18 protein-coding genes are annotated in these 17,797 nt (G+C 50.6%); 5 read left to right on the top strand and 13 right to left on the bottom strand.

Features of this window, described 5'->3' with window-relative positions:
* Nucleotides 1-2: 2 nt before the first annotated feature.
* Both ACJ8W9_RS11975 and thiI read right to left on the bottom strand, forming a co-directional pair.
* Nucleotides 3-362 carry a VanZ family protein gene (locus ACJ8W9_RS11975; RefSeq protein WP_411360258.1) on the bottom strand — a complete coding sequence of 120 codons (360 nt, stop codon included), beginning with the start codon at nucleotides 360-362 and terminating at the stop codon, nucleotides 3-5.
* Nucleotides 359-1,882, bottom strand: coding sequence for a tRNA uracil 4-sulfurtransferase ThiI (gene thiI, locus ACJ8W9_RS11980; RefSeq protein WP_411361182.1), 1,524 nt, complete (start codon nucleotides 1,880-1,882; stop codon nucleotides 359-361). Before thiI ends, ACJ8W9_RS11975 begins: the two co-directional genes overlap by 4 nt.
* Before the next feature lie 105 nt (nucleotides 1,883-1,987).
* Here thiI and xseB point away from each other — a divergent pair, with 105 nt between their 5' ends.
* From xseB to dxs, 3 genes are read left to right on the top strand one after another with little or no spacing between them, the layout of a single operon-like run.
* Complete coding sequence (gene xseB, locus ACJ8W9_RS11985; RefSeq protein ID WP_411360254.1) at nucleotides 1,988-2,236, top strand: exodeoxyribonuclease VII small subunit; 249 nt, start codon at nucleotides 1,988-1,990, stop codon at nucleotides 2,234-2,236.
* An 11-nt stretch (nucleotides 2,237-2,247) separates the two neighbouring features.
* A complete protein-coding gene (gene ispA, locus ACJ8W9_RS11990) occupies nucleotides 2,248-3,120 on the top strand; it encodes a (2E,6E)-farnesyl diphosphate synthase (protein ID WP_411360418.1) in 873 nt (290 codons plus the stop codon).
* 4 nt (nucleotides 3,121-3,124) lie between these two features.
* Nucleotides 3,125-5,008, top strand: a complete 1,884-nt coding sequence (gene dxs / locus ACJ8W9_RS11995) for a 1-deoxy-D-xylulose-5-phosphate synthase (protein WP_411360252.1) — start codon at nucleotides 3,125-3,127, stop codon at nucleotides 5,006-5,008.
* Here dxs and ACJ8W9_RS12000 read toward each other — a convergent pair.
* Genes ACJ8W9_RS12000 through yajC form a run of 10 tightly spaced genes read right to left on the bottom strand, consistent with a single transcriptional unit; the run spans nucleotide 4,970 to nucleotide 12,914 of the window.
* Nucleotides 4,970-5,470: a phosphatidylglycerophosphatase A gene (locus tag ACJ8W9_RS12000; RefSeq protein ID WP_411361183.1), complete on the bottom strand. Its 501-nt coding sequence runs from the start codon at nucleotides 5,468-5,470 to the stop codon at nucleotides 4,970-4,972. The two genes, dxs and ACJ8W9_RS12000, sit on opposite strands and share 39 nt — an antisense overlap.
* Nucleotides 5,448-6,431, bottom strand: a complete 984-nt coding sequence (gene thiL, locus ACJ8W9_RS12005) for a thiamine-phosphate kinase (protein WP_411360248.1) — start codon at nucleotides 6,429-6,431, stop codon at nucleotides 5,448-5,450. The genes ACJ8W9_RS12000 and thiL overlap by 23 nt, the downstream gene beginning before the upstream one ends.
* Before the next feature lie 8 nt (nucleotides 6,432-6,439).
* Entirely contained in the window at nucleotides 6,440-6,859 is a 420-nt protein-coding gene (gene nusB / locus ACJ8W9_RS12010; RefSeq protein WP_411360246.1) for a transcription antitermination factor NusB, read from the bottom strand.
* 15 nt (nucleotides 6,860-6,874) lie between these two features.
* Nucleotides 6,875-7,339, bottom strand: a complete 465-nt coding sequence (ribE, locus tag ACJ8W9_RS12015; protein ID WP_411360244.1) for a 6,7-dimethyl-8-ribityllumazine synthase — start codon at nucleotides 7,337-7,339, stop codon at nucleotides 6,875-6,877.
* Between the two features lie 50 nt (nucleotides 7,340-7,389).
* Nucleotides 7,390-8,007 (bottom strand): lysophospholipid acyltransferase family protein, encoded by a 618-nt coding sequence (locus tag ACJ8W9_RS12020; protein ID WP_411360242.1) that lies wholly within the window; start codon nucleotides 8,005-8,007, stop codon nucleotides 7,390-7,392.
* Between the two features lie 19 nt (nucleotides 8,008-8,026).
* A complete protein-coding gene (locus ACJ8W9_RS12025) occupies nucleotides 8,027-8,899 on the bottom strand; it encodes a DUF3014 domain-containing protein (protein WP_411360240.1) in 873 nt (290 codons plus the stop codon).
* Nucleotides 8,900-8,925: 26 nt separating this feature from the next.
* Nucleotides 8,926-9,705: a peroxide stress protein YaaA gene (gene yaaA, locus ACJ8W9_RS12030; RefSeq protein WP_413694503.1), complete on the bottom strand. Its 780-nt coding sequence runs from the start codon at nucleotides 9,703-9,705 to the stop codon at nucleotides 8,926-8,928.
* A gap of 50 nt (nucleotides 9,706-9,755) precedes the next feature.
* Complete coding sequence (gene secF, locus ACJ8W9_RS12035; protein ID WP_411360236.1) at nucleotides 9,756-10,703, bottom strand: protein translocase subunit SecF; 948 nt, start codon at nucleotides 10,701-10,703, stop codon at nucleotides 9,756-9,758.
* A gap of 8 nt (nucleotides 10,704-10,711) precedes the next feature.
* On the bottom strand, nucleotides 10,712-12,559 hold the full coding sequence (gene secD, locus ACJ8W9_RS12040) for a protein translocase subunit SecD (RefSeq protein WP_411360234.1): 1,848 nt from the start codon (nucleotides 12,557-12,559) through the stop codon (nucleotides 10,712-10,714).
* A 19-nt stretch (nucleotides 12,560-12,578) separates the two neighbouring features.
* Nucleotides 12,579-12,914, bottom strand: a complete 336-nt coding sequence (gene yajC, locus ACJ8W9_RS12045) for a preprotein translocase subunit YajC (RefSeq protein WP_034732958.1) — start codon at nucleotides 12,912-12,914, stop codon at nucleotides 12,579-12,581.
* A 210-nt stretch (nucleotides 12,915-13,124) separates the two neighbouring features.
* Between yajC and ACJ8W9_RS12050 the strand changes: the two genes are divergently transcribed.
* Complete coding sequence (locus tag ACJ8W9_RS12050) at nucleotides 13,125-13,742, top strand: trimeric intracellular cation channel family protein (RefSeq protein WP_411360231.1); 618 nt, start codon at nucleotides 13,125-13,127, stop codon at nucleotides 13,740-13,742.
* A gap of 6 nt (nucleotides 13,743-13,748) precedes the next feature.
* Nucleotides 13,749-17,117 carry a PAS-domain containing protein gene (locus ACJ8W9_RS12055; protein WP_411361184.1) on the top strand — a complete coding sequence of 1,123 codons (3,369 nt, stop codon included), beginning with the start codon at nucleotides 13,749-13,751 and terminating at the stop codon, nucleotides 17,115-17,117.
* Here ACJ8W9_RS12055 and ACJ8W9_RS12060 read toward each other — a convergent pair.
* Complete coding sequence (locus ACJ8W9_RS12060; protein ID WP_411360227.1) at nucleotides 17,114-17,770, bottom strand: response regulator; 657 nt, start codon at nucleotides 17,768-17,770, stop codon at nucleotides 17,114-17,116. The genes ACJ8W9_RS12055 and ACJ8W9_RS12060 overlap by 4 nt on opposite strands.
* Nucleotides 17,771-17,797 lie beyond the last annotated feature (27 nt).

The raw sequence follows: 17,797 nt of genomic DNA on the forward strand, positions 1-17,797 counted from the left end.
CGCTAGTTTTGGTGGCGTCGCAGCTGGCGGCGGTGGCGCCACCAAGCAATTGCATAAAAACTAACAGCACCAGCAGCATCTGCCGCTAAATCACCCCAACTGGAGCTGCGATACGGCAACATCTGCTGCACGTATTCAATCAGCACGCCATAACCTGTCAAAAATACCAAGGCGAGCCAAATCGGCACCGGAAAGGCATGATAAAAAGCCCACGCCAGCACGAAAAAGGCGCCAAAATGGACGACTTTGTCTAAATGCTGGAAACGCGGCAGTTCGCCGGTTGATACCTGAATCAGAAAAATGGTGGTAACCGCGGCAAGTAAGACTAGAAAAATAACTCTTGCCCAATTTCTCGACGTCATGTTGAATCCTTACTCGTTACTGCATCAACCTTTTTAGCCGGTTGATAAACGCCAACGTTGCTGTGCCCTTGCTCGTGTAAATACAGCGCCTGTAATTTACTCATGACGCCCTTATCGCAGTACAGTAGATAGTGCTTATCTTGATCAAGTTCCGTAAATTGGCGCGCCAATTTGAAAAACGGAATATGTAAGACAGTATGCCCCGTGGCTATCCGTAACGGCTGTGCCTCTTGCTCTTCACTACTGCGAATATCAATTAAAATTTCGTCTTCTTGCGCCGCATCGACAGTACTCACTGGATGCACTTGTTCGTCAGTGGCTGCACCAATGGCTGCCACCTCTTCGATATTTGCCGCCAATACGACTCGCATTGGTAACTCGGGATCAAGCTTGGCTTCTGCCGCTAGCACTTCATCGCGCGGTGCTTTGACATTAGGCTTGACCGAAATAACGCCGCAGTATTCTGGCATACTGCGAGCGATATCGGCAGTCCCAATTTGTTGCGCAAGATTAATGATTTCTTGCTTATCCATGGTGATCAACGGACGCAGCACCAATGCTTCGGTTGCCTCATCAATGAGACGTAAGTTGCTCAACGTCTGACTGGAGACTTGGCCCAGTGCCTCACCCGTCACCAGCGCCTCAACATTTAGCCGCTCGGCCACGATCTGCGCAGCACGCAACATCTGGCGTTTAAGCACCACACCCATCAAACCATTGTCGACATGGGTGAGAATTTCTTCGACAATCGGCGCAAAATCAATACTGACAAACTTTAGCGGGTGCGAGCTGGCAAAAGTTTCCCACAAATAATAAGCCGTTTGTCGTACGCCTGTTTCATGACGATCGCCACCTAAATTGAAGAAACAGAAGTGGGTTCGGGCGCCACGACGCAGCAGTTGAAAACTGGCGACGCTCGAGTCAAAACCACCAGATAACAAGCTGACCACGGTTTCTTGGGTCGGTAATGGAAAGCCACCGAGCCCTGCTTGTTTGTCACCGTAGATGCGTACGATATCGTGGTCGACTTCGATTCGCACCTCTACGTCGGGTTGTTTCAGCTGCACGCGACTGGTTCCGACCTGCTGCAAAATACCACCGCCAATAAAGCGTTCGAGATCTTGCGAACGAAAGCCATGTTGCCCTTTGCGTTTGACCCGAACCGCAAAGCTTTGTCCTGCTAAACGCTGCGACCACAGCTCAAGCACTCGGTTTAAAATAGGGTCGAAATCGGCTTGCTGGCAATCGTTGAGTAACAATTCATGAGAGCGACTGAACCAAGCGATTCCCGGAATTCTTTGTAGTTCTGTGCTGATTTGCTCAGCAACTTCGGCGTCAGTTGCACCAGTGCTAACTTCAATTCTGTCCCAACACCATTGCACTTTTAACGGACTAGCGTCCCCTACGTCTACCCGTTGCAGTACTTTTTTCAGGTTATTTACCAGAACCTTACCGTAACGCTTGCGCACCCCTTTACTTTTAATGGTGATCTCAGCGTGTAATCGAATCACAAATTTCATGCAGTAACTTACTTTTTGACGCGTAAAAACGCGCTAGTATAACCGATTTGACGGTGTTGCGGAATCAAGGTAACTTGTGCCCGTCCATGATAAACAGGTAGCCTTATGAGCGATGTATCTCTCGAACAAGCCATTCAAGATTTAGAGCGTATTGTGGTCGAATTAGAACAAGGTGATTTGCCGCTTGAGCAAGCGCTGGAAAAATTCGAAACCGCAGTCAAATTATCTCGTGTCAGTCAGCAAAAATTGCAACAAGCTGAACAAAAGGTAAGCCAGTTGCTACAACAGCAAAACGGCGAGACCTTAGCGCCGTTCGCCGAAGAGACTGATAACAACCAAGCGAGCGACGCGTGAACCTAACGCAGTTGCTTGACAGCTACCGGCAGGACATCAATCAAATGCTCGAGCAACAACTTGAGCAACGTGTCAGTGCTGCTGCTAATCTACATGCCGCTATGCGCTATGCCTTAGTGCTAGGCGGCAAACGCGTGCGACCTTTTTTGTCGCACAGCGTCGGTGAAATCTGTGGGGCCGACCGTGCGACACTAGATGTCGCGGCAGCTGCGGTTGAATGCATTCACGCTTATTCGCTGATTCATGACGATTTACCGGCGATGGATGATGACGACCTACGTCGGGGTCAACCTACTTGCCATCGTGCGTTTGACGAAGCAACCGCAATTTTAGCTGGCGATGCGCTGCAAACCCTCGCCTTCGAGTTACTCAGCGAGCAATCACTGGGAGTGCCTAGTCAACGCCAATTACAAATGCTAGCGGTACTCAGTCGGGCCAGTGGCAGCCGTGGCATGTGTGGTGGTCAGGCACTCGATTTAGCCGCGACCAATCAGCAGTTGAGCGAGCAGCAACTAGAACAGGTTCATAACCTAAAAACCGGTGCCTTAATTACCGCAGCGGTGCAACTGGGTGTGCTCGCCGGCAGTGAAGAAGCACAAGCTTACTACGCTGATTTCACCGCTTTTGCCACCTTGCTAGGGCTCGCGTTTCAAGTGCAGGACGATATTTTAGATGTCGTGAGTTCGACAGAAACACTCGGAAAAACAAACGGTAAGGATGAAGCAGCCAACAAAAGTACCTACGTTACCTTGTTAGGTCTTGAGGCTGCGCAAGTAAAGCTTCAGCAATTGCATCAGAAAGCGCTTCAAGCGTTGCAGAGAATCCCCTACAATACAACGTTACTAGAGCAATTTGCAGAACAGTTGTTGAAACGGGATCATTAAGCGCATGACATCACCTTCTGGTTCAACGCACGGGCAGTATCCGTTGCTAGACACCATCGACAATCCGGCCGACCTTCGCATCCTAAACGAGCGCCAACTGCCTCAGTTGTGTGCCGAGGTGCGTGAGTTCCTTTTGAATTCTGTAAGCCAAAGTAGTGGTCATTTAGCCTCTGGTTTGGGCACGGTGGAACTGACCGTAGCGCTGCATTATGTTTATGCCACTCCGCATGACCAACTGGTTTGGGACGTCGGCCACCAAGCGTACCCGCATAAGATTCTAACCGGTCGCAAACAGCAGCTACACACCATTCGCCAAAAGGATGGTCTGCATCCGTTTCCATGGCGTCCAGAGAGCGAATATGACACCTTAAGTGTCGGCCACTCGAGTACGTCGATTAGTGCCGCTTTAGGCATGGCGATTGCAGCTGAGCGCGAGCGCACTGAACAAAAAGTTGTGGCTATCATTGGTGATGGTGCATTGACTGCCGGTATGGCGTTTGAAGCCATGAACCACGCGGGTGACATCAAACCCAACATGTTGGTGATCTTAAACGACAACGACATGTCAATTTCAGAAAACGTCGGTGCTTTGAATAACCATTTGGCACGCGTACTCTCGGGTCGCTTTTATACCTCGATTCGCGAAGGTGGCAAGAAGCTCTTGCAAGGCATGCCAGGCATCCAACACCTCGCTAGCCGTGCCGAAGAACACATGAAAGGCATGGTCGCCCCTGGCACCATTTTTGAAGAGCTTGGGTTTAACTATATAGGTCCTATTGACGGCCACGACGTCAACCTACTGGTGAGCACTTTGCGTAATATGCGCACTATGAAAGGGCCACAATTCCTGCACGTAGTGACCCGCAAAGGAAAAGGCTACGCCCCTGCCGAGAACGATCCTATTGGTTATCACGGGGTTCCTAAATTCGACCCAGCGATCACATCGTTGCCGAGCAAGAAGCCAAAAACACCTTCTTACTCGAAGGTGTTCGGTGACTGGCTGTGTGAAATGGCCGAGCAAGACCCGAAATTAATGGCGGTCACGCCGGCGATGCGTGAAGGCTCTGGCATGGTCGAATTTTCTCAGCGCTTCCCAGAGCAATATTTTGATGTTGCTATCGCCGAGCAGCATGCGGTTACTTTTGGTGCAGGTCTTGCCATCGGTGGCTATCATCCGGTGGTAGCGATTTACTCAACTTTCCTTCAGCGCGGCTACGATCAGCTCATTCATGACGTCGCCTTGCAGAATCTGCCCGTATTGTTCGCGATTGATCGTGCTGGTATTGTCGGTGCCGACGGTCCAACGCATCAAGGTGCATTCGATTTATCTTACTTACGCTGTATTCCCAACCTCGTGGTGATGGCGCCAAGCGATGAAAACGAGTGTCGGAATATGCTCTACACCGGTCATTTGTTGCCACAACCTGCAGCTGTGCGCTATCCGCGCGGCAATGGCGTAGGTGTTGCTATTGATGCGCAGTTACAACAATTGGAAATCGGTAAAGGTCGAGTGATGCGCGAAGGTAGCGGCAAGGTTGCTATACTCAGTTTTGGCACCGCGTTACACGATGTGATGCCATGTGCTGAAGCCCTCGATGCCACGGTTGCCGACATGCGTTTTGTAAAGCCATTGGATGCCGAACTCATCGCTGCAATAGCGCATGACCATGAACTCTTGGTAACAGTTGAAGATAACGTGATCGGCGGTGGTGCCGGCAGTGCGGTGTTGGAACACTTGCAAGAGCAGCAGCTATTAGTGCCAGTGCTTTGCTTAGGACTGCCGGATAGCTTTATTAAACACGGTAGTCAAGAAGAGGTCCGCAGCGAGCTCAAGCTTGATGCAGCAGGCTTAGAAGAACGCATTCGCGAGCGCATGGCCCGCATGTAATACCAGTGCGCTGGCAACGCCAGCAAGAAGGTCGTCAGCCATTATCCCCAAGCCGCCGTGTAAGTTTTTATCACACCAGCCAATAAGACTCGGCTTCATAATGTCGAAGTAGCGAAACAGCGCGAACGCGGCGATTAGATTAAACCAAGTCGGCGGTAACCACGCCATCGCCAGCAAATAGCCGGCAATTTCGTCCCAAACAATTGCAGGATGATCGTGCACGCCCAACCGACTGGCTGTCATTTGACACAACCAAATACCTAGTAAACCAGCCACGAGTGCAACTAACACATACATTGGCGCGCCAAGCGGTTGTAACAATAAGCATAAGGGAATAGCAACAAGGGTGCCGAAGGTACCTGGCGCTTTTGGTGCAAGACCACTGCCAAAACCAAGTGACAGTAAGTGAATTGGATTTTTCAGTAGCGCGGGGCTGACTTTAGGCGGTGCGGAAGTGTTCATAGCCGTGTTGCTCGAGTTGCCCTTGCCACTGTTCACCATCGTGCTCGAGCCGAATTTTATGTGGCTCATTGGTCAGTCGACCAATACAGGTCGGTTTCGCGGGATGACGTGACATTAAGGTATCAAAGACACCACGCTTACTTTCTGGCACGGTAAAACAAAGTTCATAGTCGTCGCCACTGGTGAGGGCAAACTGAATGGCCTGATCCTCATTCACTGACTCGGTCAATGCCATGCTAAGTGGCAACTCATCGACTGCAAGGCGAGCCCCCACATTCGATGCCTTTAAAATATGGCGTAAATCGGCCAGTAGACCATCAGACACGTCAATCGCGCTTGAGGCAATATCTCGTAAGCTTTGACCTATCGCGACCCGCGGGGTCGGAAAATACAATCGCTCAAGCACACGCCGATAATGCGCGTCGCTTATTTGTACCCGCTGCTGTTGTGCAGCCAGTGCCAGACCGGCATCACCAAGGGTTCCAGTCACGTAAATCCAGTCACCTGGTTTGGCTTGATCACGGCGTAACGCGTGATCAGCAGGAACAAAGCCATGCGCTGTTACGGTCACACTTAAAGGCCCTTTGGTGGTATCACCACCAATCAACTGGCAGTCATAATACTCGCAAATTTCACGTAAGCCGTGGCTAAAGCCATTCAGCCATTCTTCGTCAACCGTGGGCACCGTCAGTGCGAGCGACAGCCACGCGGGCTCTGCCCCCATTGCGGCAAGATCACTTAGATTGACTGCGGCAATTTTATGGCCGATGGCGCGGGCTGGTGTTTGCTGATCGAAGTGCACACCAGCGACCATGGTATCCGTCGCTATCACTAGTTGGGAGTTTTCTGCGGGCGTAAGAATAGCAGCATCATCTCCGATGCCCAGCACCACATCATCGCGGCTTGGCCAGCGATGGGTGAAATAATTGGCAATCAGATCAAATTCGCCGCTATCACTCATAGACGTTTTTAAGCTCGAGCTGGACGTAAGCTATCAATAGCTTTATCAAGCACACCATTGACGAAACGATGGCTTTCGTCGGCCCCGAACGACTTGGCTAACTCAATCGCTTCATTAATTGCTACTTTGTACGGTACGTCGAGGCGATCACGTAATTCGAAGGCCGCCAAGCGTAACACCGCACGTTCAACTTGGTCGAGTTCGGCCATCGGACGATCGACAAACGGCGACAATGCGTCATCGAGATTTTTAGCTTGCCCAGCAACGCCGCGCACAAGTGCCATGAAATACTCGGCATCAAACTTGCTGGTATCGTTGTCGGTCAAAAACTGAGCTTCGATGTCGCTCATACTATTTTCGCTCAGTTGCCACGAATAGATGGCTTGAACTGCTAACTTCCGCGCTTTTCGGCGTGCAGCTGGTTTCATTACGTTTACTTCCTCTTAGAGCTGCTCAAGTACATTGACCATTTCCAAAGCACTTAAAGCTGCTTCTGCACCTTTGTTACCGGCTTTGGTACCACTACGCTCAATTGCTTGTTCAATAGTGTCGGTGGTCAGTACACCGTTGGCGACTGGAACTTCAAATTCGTGCATCACGCGGCTCAAACCGCTGTTGCATTCGCCAGCGACGAAGTCAAAATGTGGCGTACCGCCACGAATCACTGCGCCCACTGCGATAATCGCATCATAGTTGCCCGACTTCGCTAATTTACGCACTGCCAACGGCATTTCATAAGCCCCCGGCACACGCACAACGGTGATGTCGTCAGCAGTGACTTGACCGTAATGTTTTAGCGCATTGACCGCACCGTCTAACAAGCTATCCACGACAAAGTGGTTAAACCGCGAAACGACAATGGCAAATTTTTTGCCAGGAGCAGCAATGCCAGCTTCAATTAGGTTCATGGTTGTATCCTTATCAAGAAATCGGCGCGATGATAGCACAAATTTTGCAATCAAGCATGCTGCGGATTTTTACCGACCGCGTGCGCAACTGCCTGCTTAACGCGCTGCAATTCAGCATCAATATCGCCGGTGATCATCATCGCCGGGCGGATATCGATCACTTTGCGGGAAAAGTCCATTGCCACCGGTACGACTGGAATTTGCGCAGCTTTGGCCATATGCAAGAAGCCTTTCTTCCATTCGGTTACGCGCGTACGTGTACCTTCTGGAGCCAGCGCAAGAATGAGTTCGTGCCGCTGTTGAAACTGCTCTACCATTTGTCCCACCACGCCTTGTGACGCGCGTCGATCAACCGGAATCCCTCCGAGCCAGCGCAGCAACCCATTGACGGGAAAACGAAAAATGGTGTGTTTACCTAAATAAGAAAGCTTCAAGCCAAGCGCTAACATCACAAACACGCCGACAAAAAAGTCCCAATTCGAAGTGTGGGGTGCGACTGGAATAATGGCTTGGCGTGTATCTGGTAACTCACCTTCAACTTTCCAACCGCCCAGTAAACGCATGCCGACGCGACCTACCCAGCGGCTAAAACGATTGCCACGGATCGGTAAAGGTGCGCGCAGGTGCTCTGGAATAAGCTCAGGGATAACCGATGGCTGCTTGGTCACAGGCGTTATCTCGTTAATATTAAGATGCGGCTGTCAGTGCTTCGCGCAATTGCTCGAGCTTTAGCTTTACCCGACGAATGTTATCAGGGCCCATGCGCAGCATTTGTTTTTGCGCATCTGGCAGGGCTTCTAACGCTGGGTCCGCATAACGATACATCACTGTCTCATCGCTAAGTTCGATAACAGTGCCCACTGAAGGTGTTGCATTGAGCACTTCGATAGCATCAAGAATCACTGTTTCTGGGTCGGTATCAGGATAGCCAATTTCAGCTAAGGCTTCGCGCACCAGAGGCTCGTAATCATTCATTAGGGTCAGCATTACCTCTGTGTCAAAGCTGACAAACCAATCCACAATACTGTTGTAGCGGTCATAAGAGCGCGGGTCGATATAGATTTTGCCGTCTTGCTCTAAGGCGCGAAACTTAGCTTGTGGACCTTCAATCAGAGCTGCATCTCGCACCACCACGCCGTTGCGAAGGTTATCAACAAACACCACAGCATCACGAATCAGTTGTTCACTGCGTAACGGCTCAATCGATTGCTCTTCGGCTTCAATGCGCGAACGAATTTCTTCGCTGCTCTCGTTTAAGCTTGGTAACTCAATTTCTGGCTCAACCTCAGCTACCTCAGGTTCAGCTACGGTAGGCGTTTCAGGGACTTCAGGCTCACCTAACTCAACTGTTTCAGCTGGCTCGTCGACTAAACCGTTGTCTTCTTCATCATCAGTTGCAGGGGCAGCAATTTCTTGCACAGGTTGCGGCTGCTCAGGGCTATCGTCGCGCGTCACAAACCAAATAAGTACTCCCGCCAACACGATGACCAACAACAACGGAATTAGCACATTGCCGCGTTGCTGTGGCGCAGACGACTGTTGGGTGTTAAGTAAACTCATTTGGTTCTCCTTCAACAAAAACACGCTTACTGGTCGCGCTCGGCGCGCAAAAACACGAGTTCGTGTTCTGACGATTGTTCTGGACTAAAACGGTAGCCGTTACTGTTGAACTGTTTTAACCCAGCAACGTCTTGCACCCGTTCATTCATAATGTAGCGCGCCATTGCGCCTCGTGCTTTCTTGGCCCAGAAGCTAATGACTTTGTAATCGCCGTTCTTCTCATCTTTAAAGACTGGCGTAATCACCTGAGCTTTCAAATCTCGCGGCTCTACACTTGAGAAGTACTCGTTCGACGCCAAATTCACCAAAATGTCGCTATCGATCGCGGCTAAATCTTCATTCAGCTGGTCGGTAATGACGTTACCCCAGAACTCATAAAGATTCTTTCCACGCGCGGTGTCTAGCTTGGTTCCCATCTCTAAACGATAGGGCTGCATCAAATCTAAGGGCCGTAATACACCATATAGACCCGATAAGATGCGTAAATGTTCCTGCGCAAACGCAATTGTTTCAGCAGACATTTTTTCTGCCTGTAAGCCGCTATAGACATCGCCATCAAAGGCAAACACTGCTGGGCGGGCGTTTTCTGGAGAAAAAGGCTGATGCCATTCAGCAAAACGAGCGGCATTTAAGCCGGCTAGCTTGTCGCTGATCTTCATCAACGAACTCAGCTCTTGTGGCGTCAATGACTGGCAACGATCGACCAGTTCTTGTGCATATTCAAGCAACCGCGGCTGTGAATACTCATCAGTCGGTAAGGTGCTTTCGTAGTCCAAGTTCTTCGCTGGTGATAATACAACAAGCATCATCCTGTCTCCGTTGTTCGCCTTACAGCGTGTGGGTTACCGCCGATGCCCTATGGCATCGGCTCTAGGTCTTCACCTTCTTTCTCGATTTCAGGTGGCATTAAGTCTTCACGACTGACACCCAATGCCAATGCTAGTGAGCTGGCAATATAAATCGATGAGTAGGTACCAATCAGCACACCAAACAGTAACGCAGTCGCAAAACCATGAATCAATGCGCCACCAAGGAGGAATAATGCCAACAACACTAACACTGTGGTTAATGAGGTGATAACCGTGCGGCTCATGGTATCGGTAACCGCGCCATCAATGGTCTCTTCCGACGTGCTATTGCGGTACTTACGGAAGTTTTCGCGAATCCGATCGCAGACCACCACGGTATCGTTTATCGAGTAACCTATCACCGCTAGTAGGGCGGCCAAAACCGTCAGGTCAAACTCAAGACCAAGGAATGAGAACAACCCAAGGGTCAGGATGACGTCGTGCGCCAAAGCACCGACCGCGCCCAAGGCTAAGCGCCATTCAAAGCGAAACGAAATATAGACCAAGATACAGATTAAAGCCGTCAAAATGGCTAAACCGCCCTGCTCGGTCAACTGTTCACCGACGTTTGGACCGACGAACTCAATGCGACGCATGACCACTGATTCTTCAGTTTCGGCTTGTAAGAGCGCAAGAATATTATCGCCTACTTGCTGCGCTTTTTCGCCTTCTTGCGCTTCTAGGCGAATCAATACGTCTTGCTGAGTACCAAAGTTCTGTACCACAGCACCGCCAAAGCCGTTCGCATCAAGCGTCTCGCGTATCGAGCTTAAGTTCGCTTCGCGCTCGTAACCCACTTCAATGACGGTACCGCCAGTAAAGTCGAGACCCCAGTTCAACTGGTTTACTGCTAACGAAACAATTGATGCGATAATCAATAGACCACTGATAATCCACGCTCCCAGTCGGAAGCGCATAAATGGAATAGTTTTATCCGTTTTTATTAACTCGTGCATGTGGCCTCCTAAACCGACAGTTTCTCAATGCGCTTACCACCCCAGATCGCATTGATCACAGCGCGGGTGCCGACAATTGCAGTAAACATTGAGGTCACAATACCAATCGCAAGCGTAACGGCGAAGCCTTTGACTGGGCCGGTACCGACTGCGAACAAAATAATTGCCACAATTAAAGTTGTGATGTTGGCATCGGCAATCGTTGACAAGGCACTATCATAACCATGATGGATCGCCTGCTGCGGACTCCGTTTCGCCTTAATTTCTTCGCGTATTCGCTCAAATATGAGTACGTTGGCGTCAACCGCCATACCAACAGTTAGAACGATACCTGCCATACCTGGTAAAGTCAGCGTAGCTCCCGGAATCATTGACATAACACCAACGATAAGCACTAAGTTTGAGGCTAGTGCGAGGTTCGCGACCAAACCAAACTTTTTGTAGTACATCACCATAAACGCCAACACCAGCACGAAGCCCCAAATGATGGCTTGCATACCCATGTTGATGTTTTCTTGGCCTAGGCTTGGACCGACAGTACGTTCTTCAACAATTTGAATCGGCGCAATCAAAGCACCGGCGCGTAATAACAACGCTAGGTTTTGTGCTTCTTGCACCGAATCTAGACCGGTGATGCGGAAGTTACTGCCCAAACGGGTTTGAATATTGGCAACGTTGATGACTTCTTCTTGCCGTTCAAAAACGATATTACCTTCTTGGTCACGATCGCCGGTCGCTTTGAACTCGATAAACAAGGTCGCCATAGGTTTGCCGACGTTATCACGCGTCGCCAATGACATTTTATCGCCACCGACGCCGTCCAATGAGATATTAACTTGTGGTCGTTGGTTTTCGTCGAAACCAGAACTCGCATTGACAATGTGGTCACCGGTCAAGATCACGTCTTCTTTGAGCAACACGTTGCCGCCTGAACGATTCGGATATAACTCTGAACCAAAAGGCACACGACCCATTTCCGCATCACGGACACTGTTCTCATCGTCAACCATGCGGAATTCAAGGGTCGCTGTTGCACCAAGAATCTCTTTCGCACGCGCAGTGTCTTGTACGCCGGGTAACTGCACGACGATACGTTCAGCACCTTGACGTTGCACCAACGGCTCGGCAACACCTAATTCATTCACACGGTTACGCAAGATAGTGACGTTTTGCGAGATGGCGTAATCTTGCGTTTCGGCAAGCTTGGTTTCAGTCATACGCAAGGTGATTTCTTGAGTCGTCTCATTATCGCTCAGCGTGTAACCTTCGTATTTGCCGTCCAAGTAGCGCAGCGCAGCCTGAAAATCTTCAGCTGAACGCAAGGTAACAGACACCCCATTTCCATCACGCTCAACCCTGGTATAACGAATCCGCTCTTCGCGCAAATCAGTGCGAATGGTGTCGCGCATTTGACCGAGGATTTTGCGCATTGCCTCGTTCATATCGACTTCCATTAGAAAGTGCACGCCACCGCGCAAATCAAGACCAAGCTTCATCGGTGTAGCGCCGAGTGCATCAAGCCACTCAGGTGTCGCCGGCGCCAAGTTCAGTGCGACCACATAGTCGCTGCCCAACTCACGCAAAATTGCTTCACGCGCACGCAACTGTTCAGCATCTGACGACAACCGCACCAACAGTTGGCCCTCTTCCAGCGTTAACGCTTTGGGGGTGATTTGCAATTCACTCAATGTATCTTCAACACGACCCAAGGTTTGGGTATCCACGTTCGTGGTGCGCGTTGCTGAAACCTGAACTGCGAAATCTTCACCGTAGATATTCGGTAAAGCATACAGCGCGGCAATCGCCAAAATGACGACCACCATCAGGTTTTTCCAGAGCGGATATTTGTTTAACACGTTAAATCCTTAATCTCACTTACAGAGATTTCATGGTACCTTTTGGCAGCACCGCTGTTACCGCCGCTTTCTGTACTGTTACTTCAACGCCTTCAGCCAGCGCAATCGCCATGAAGTCTTTGTCTTCACTGATTTTAGTGATACGGCCTACCATGCCACCGTTCATCAACACTTCATCGCCTTTGCTGATACCAGCAATCAATTCTTTATGTTGCTTCACACGTTTGGCTTGTGGACGGTAAATCATGAAGTAGAAAATCAAACCGAACATGACCAGCATGAAAATCAATTCCATACCGCCGCCTTGTTGCGCTGCGCCGTCTTGTGCGTATGCTGTGCCGATTAAAAAGTCCATAGTACCCTCTAAATTTATGTTAGTTAGAATAGGAGTGAGATGGGGTTATAACTTAAGTTCACAAGCCCTCCCACGTTATTTTTAGAAAAATTGTCTCGCATTCTAACGAATTTAACCGCTAATGGGGAGTGATCTTGTCATTCGATCACTAGGCATCTGTAACAATCCATGCCAAACTGACTTTTTTACGGTCATTCACGCGACTTGCACATGGAATTGTTTCTTTATTGGTTTGATCATCTCGGTGTCGCCGTCTTTGCAATTTCCGGCACCCTTCTGGCGTTCCGCAAAAACATGGATGGCTTTGGCGTCATCGTGCTCGCCTCGGTGACTGCTATCGGCGGTGGCACCACCCGTGATCTGATTCTTGATCTCCCAGTGTTTTGGGCGCACGACCCAATCTACCTTTACACTATCGCAGTTGCAGCCGTTGGCACCATCATCTGGTTACGTTTTCGCGACTATATTCACCAAAAAACGCTCGCCATTGCTGATGCTATCGGACTTGCTTTTTTTACCGTGATGGGTGCACAGAAAGCTTTAGAAGCAGGCTTTCCACCTTTGATATGTGTGGTCATGGGTATGATTACCGCATGCTTTGGCGGCATGCTGCGCGATGTTTTGGCGCGCGATGTGCCAATGGTACTTAAAGGCGAACTTTACGCGACTACCTGCTTAGTTGGCGCCAGCGTTTATGTTTTTATCGCCCCCTACAACGCTTTGTTGGCTTTGCTGGTGGGTGGCTTTGTCACCTTGCTATTACGTTTAGGTGCCATTCGTTGGCAGTGGCATCTTCCAGTGTTTCACGAGCACGGCGACTCGCGCTAAATTGCCATGTTACCGACTACGCTGACCGTCGCCCTCGCCGTTCTCTATATTGCTTTGCTTTACAGCATCGCTTACCGCGGCGAGCGTAAACCAGCGAATCAAATCAAACCCTATCGCTATGCCCTAGCGCAAGGGATTCACTGCACCACTTGGGCCTTTTACGGTACCATTACGCAATCAGCCTACTACGGTTGGTCGATGGCTCCGACCTATGTCGGTGCTATCATCGTGTTTTTGTTCGCCCATCGCGTGCAAATGCGTCTGCTCAATGCCTGTAAGCAGCAAAACTTGACCTCCATTGCCGATGTTATCAGTCATCGCTATGGCAAATCACAGGGCCTCTCGATTGCCGTAGCGGTGCTCGCGCTCATCGGTATTGTGCCCTACATTGCACTGCAGCTACGTGCGGTTACTGGCAGCTTTGCGGTGGTGACCGGATTAGCCGATCGCCCCCTGCCATGGTTCGGCGATGTCGCTGCCCTAGTCGCTCTCGCTATGACAGGTTTTGCCATCTTGTTCGGGACCCGCCGCTTGAGCTTGGCTGAGCAACACTCAGGTCTTATGGACGCCGTCGCATTTGAGTCTGTGGTCAAGCTCGGTGCCTTCATGTTGGTCGGAGTGTTTGTCACGTACGGTATGTTTGATGGGATGGGTGACTTAATCGTTCAGGCGAGTAGTGAGCCACGCGTCGCTGCGGTACTGCAGGGCCAGCCCAGTGGCTATTTTGTGTACATCACCCACATTTTACTGGGCGCTATTTCAATGTTCTGCTTGCCGCGCCAATTCCATGTTAGTTACATCGAAAATACTGACCCTGAAGAGCTGCGCACGGCGCGCTGGGCGTTCCCCCTTTATCTATTCGCCATTAACTTATTTATTTTACCTATCGCGCTGGCTGGCCTGCTTCTAGTTCCCGCTGCGGCGAGCCAAGATACTTTTATGCTGCAACTGTTGCTGTTGGCTGAACAACCCGCCATTACCGGGGTCGCATTTATTGGCGGTCTTGCTTCAGCCACCAGCATGGTGATTATTGCGACTTTGGCGCTGAGCATTATGATGTCAAACGATGTCATCATGCCCATGTGGCTGCAGTTAACGCGCCGCCGACTGCGTAAGCTCAGTTTTACCCCAAGCAAAATTTTAACCATTCGACGTACGACCATTGCCACCATCATTGCCCTCGCTTTCGGCTTCCACAAACTGACCGAAGCGAACTTGCCTTTAGTCAATGCCGGCTTACTTTCCTTAGCACTATTAGCGCAATTAGCGCCAGCATTGCTCGGAGGTTTGGTGTGGCGCCGCGGTAATTTTGCCGGTGCGGTTATGGGCTTAGGTATCGGCACCGTGATGTGGATTTGGCTGTTATTTTGGCCCTCCATTGCCAAGCATCAGCAATTGCTTGATGTCGACCTCGCCAGCGGAGTGTTGTTGAGTCTCGGGGCGAATTTGGGGCTCTATGTCTTGGGTTCTTGGCTATTGCCCAAGCGCGCCATCGAAAATCATGGCCGTTGGCTTAACTCACTAGAGACCAACAATGCGGTGCAACAACCTATTAGTTGGGGGCGGCTGCGCCAAGTACTTGCACGTTTTTTTGATAGTGTCGAAATTGAGCGCCTGCAACAGCGCACGCAACTCGATTTAATGAGCGCCGCCAACGATGACTGGGTCCCCACCCACATTGTCTTGCGTGTTGAACGGGAACTTGCCGCCGTGATTGGTAGTTCCGCCAGTCGGATTCTGCTCGATGCCATTACCTCGCAACCCGACCTACCTATTGCGCAAGTGGTCAACTGGGCAACGCAAGCCTCACAGCTGTATCAATTCAATCGCGAACTACTGCAGGCATCGGTGGAGAACATTCCGCAGGGGATTAGTGTGGTCGACCAAGATCTACGGCTGGTCGCCTGGAACCAAAGGTACGAGGCTATTTTTCATTACCCGCAAGGTTTTTTGCAGGCGGGTATGCCGGTCGCGGACTTGTTGCGCTATAACGCTCAGCGAGGACTGATTGGGGATGGACAACCGGCGGATTTTGAAGCTGAAATCACCAAACGTTTAAATTATCTGCGCTCGGGAAGTGCCTACCGCTATCAGCGTCAACAGGGCGAACTTCACATCGAACTGCAAGGGGCACCTATGCCTGGCGGTGGTTTCGTCACTACTTACACCGACATCACCGAACTGGTACAAGCCCAGCAACAACTCGAACAAATCAACCGTGAACTCGAACAGCGGGTCGCCGACCGTACGCAACAGTTGCTTGCCGCCAAACAAGCCGAGGAACGTGCCCACCAAAGTAAATCGCGATTTTTCGCCGCAGTCAGTCACGATTTAATGCAGCCGTTCAACGCCGCCACTTTGTTTTGTGACATGCTCAAACAGCGGCTTGAAGGTGAGCAAGGACTGCTCGCGCGACAAATCCAACAATCGCTGCAAAACGCCGAAGAACTGCTGACCATGGTGCTAGATATGACCCGCCTTGAAGCTGGTAACTTGCCGGTGAATAAACAAGTCGTAGCACTAAATGACGTGCTGCGGCCAGTAGTAGAAGCACAGCAGGTCATTGCTGCCGACAAAGGGCTACAGATCGATTTTGTGCCATGCTCAGCGCAGGTATATACCGACCGTAAGTTGCTCAGTCGGATGCTGCAGAATCTCTTATCGAATGCTGTGCGCTATACCCAAAGGGGCAAAGTTCTGGTCGGCTGCCGGCGTCGCGGACAGCAAGTTGAACTCTTCGTTATCGATACCGGCAAGGGCATTCCAAGTGACCAATTACAGGCCATCTTCGAAGAGTTCCATCAAGTGAGTCCGCAAGGTGATAACCCCGGTATCGGACTAGGTCTTGCCATTGTCGATCGATTAAGCAAGCTGCTCGAGATTCCACTCAATGTCACTTCACAAGTCGGTCGCGGCACGCGTTTTAGCTTGCGCTTACCGGTGCGTCACTGGCAAGCCAAGCGCGAGCAACTGTCGCTGAGCAACACCAAGGCCAATGATCATTTTCTGCAGGGCAAGCAGATTTGGCTCATCGATAACGACCCCGGTATGCTCAGCGCTGTACAACAACTGCTCAGCGGCTGGGGTGCTGAGGTGGTAACCGCAAGCGAGCGCAATGGCTTTGAACAACATTTAAGCACTGCACAACCTGATCTATTAATTCTGGATTACCACTTAGATGCGCAAGATACCGGTATCGCGGTGCTACATTGGTTACGTGACCAACTCAATGCGCCGCAACTAGCGGCTATTATTATTTCAGCTGACCCAGATGAAGAATTACGTGAACAAGCAATTGCAGCCGCCGCTGGCTTCACACCGAAACCACTCAAACCGGCTGCATTACGACGGCTGTTAAAACGCTACTTAAATTAGCCGTGTTCGCTGTCATCCGGCACACTCAGCATTTGCTTGAAGATAATGCCTGCTTGAGTTCTATTGGTAACTTCTAATTTACGCAAAATCGCCGACACATGCTGCTTAATGGTGGTTTCTTGCACGTTAAGTTCATAAGCAATCTGCTTATTCAACAAGCCATCAGCAAGGCATTCCAGCACGCGGTATTGTTGCGGCGTCAATAACTCCAATCGCGCCGCGAAGTCATGCGCACCCGTAGGGGTTTCCGCGCGCACGGCATCGATCAAATGGGCGGGCAACCAAGTATCGCCAGCGAGGACGGTGTGGATTGCCTGCTGCAGTTCCGCCAACGGCATCGACTTGGGGATATAAGCACTCGCACCAAAGGCCATGGCTTGCCGAATCACCGCCAGTTGTTCGTTGGCTGACACCACTACCACTAACACATCAGGATAGCGACTGCGCAACGACGTCAGTGCGGTTAAGCCTTTATTGCCTGGCATCGATAAATCGAGCAGGACGAGTTCAAGCTGTGGCTGTTGGTCGAGCACCTGTAGCAGTTGTTCGAAACTTGCCGCTTCTTCAATATCGGTGGAGAGAGTTTCGGCTAACGCTTGTTTGAGCGCGGCACGAAATAGGGGATGATCATCTGCAATTACTGCGCGAGCCATAGGGGTCTGTGTTGTTGAAATAGGTGC

Origin of the sequence: Pseudidiomarina salilacus (assembly GCF_047323925.1) — a bacterium.
Taxonomy (GTDB): Bacteria; Pseudomonadota; Gammaproteobacteria; order Enterobacterales; family Alteromonadaceae; genus Pseudidiomarina; species Pseudidiomarina salilacus.

Excerpts from the sequence above, each read along its gene's own strand:
- ACJ8W9_RS12025 (WP_411360240.1), bottom strand. The coding sequence starts at position 8,899 with ATGAGTTTACTTAACACCCAACAGTCGTCTGCGCCACAGCAACGCGGC.
- dxs (WP_411360252.1), top strand. The coding sequence starts at position 3,125 with ATGACATCACCTTCTGGTTCAACGCACGGGCAGTATCCGTTGCTAGAC.
- secF (WP_411360236.1), bottom strand. The coding sequence starts at position 10,703 with ATGCACGAGTTAATAAAAACGGATAAAACTATTCCATTTATGCGCTTC.
- thiI (WP_411361182.1), bottom strand. The coding sequence starts at position 1,882 with ATGAAATTTGTGATTCGATTACACGCTGAGATCACCATTAAAAGTAAA.
- ACJ8W9_RS12055 (WP_411361184.1), top strand. The coding sequence starts at position 13,749 with ATGTTACCGACTACGCTGACCGTCGCCCTCGCCGTTCTCTATATTGCT.
- ACJ8W9_RS12060 (WP_411360227.1), bottom strand. The coding sequence starts at position 17,770 with ATGGCTCGCGCAGTAATTGCAGATGATCATCCCCTATTTCGTGCCGCG.
- yajC (WP_034732958.1), bottom strand. The coding sequence starts at position 12,914 with ATGGACTTTTTAATCGGCACAGCATACGCACAAGACGGCGCAGCGCAA.
- ribE (WP_411360244.1), bottom strand. The coding sequence starts at position 7,339 with ATGAACCTAATTGAAGCTGGCATTGCTGCTCCTGGCAAAAAATTTGCC.
- thiL (WP_411360248.1), bottom strand. The coding sequence starts at position 6,431 with ATGAGTGATAGCGGCGAATTTGATCTGATTGCCAATTATTTCACCCAT.
- yaaA (WP_413694503.1), bottom strand. The coding sequence starts at position 9,705 with ATGCTTGTTGTATTATCACCAGCGAAGAACTTGGACTACGAAAGCACC.
- ACJ8W9_RS12000 (WP_411361183.1), bottom strand. The coding sequence starts at position 5,470 with ATGAACACTTCCGCACCGCCTAAAGTCAGCCCCGCGCTACTGAAAAAT.
- ACJ8W9_RS11975 (WP_411360258.1), bottom strand. The coding sequence starts at position 362 with ATGACGTCGAGAAATTGGGCAAGAGTTATTTTTCTAGTCTTACTTGCC.
- xseB (WP_411360254.1), top strand. The coding sequence starts at position 1,988 with ATGAGCGATGTATCTCTCGAACAAGCCATTCAAGATTTAGAGCGTATT.
- nusB (WP_411360246.1), bottom strand. The coding sequence starts at position 6,859 with ATGAAACCAGCTGCACGCCGAAAAGCGCGGAAGTTAGCAGTTCAAGCC.
- ACJ8W9_RS12050 (WP_411360231.1), top strand. The coding sequence starts at position 13,125 with ATGGAATTGTTTCTTTATTGGTTTGATCATCTCGGTGTCGCCGTCTTT.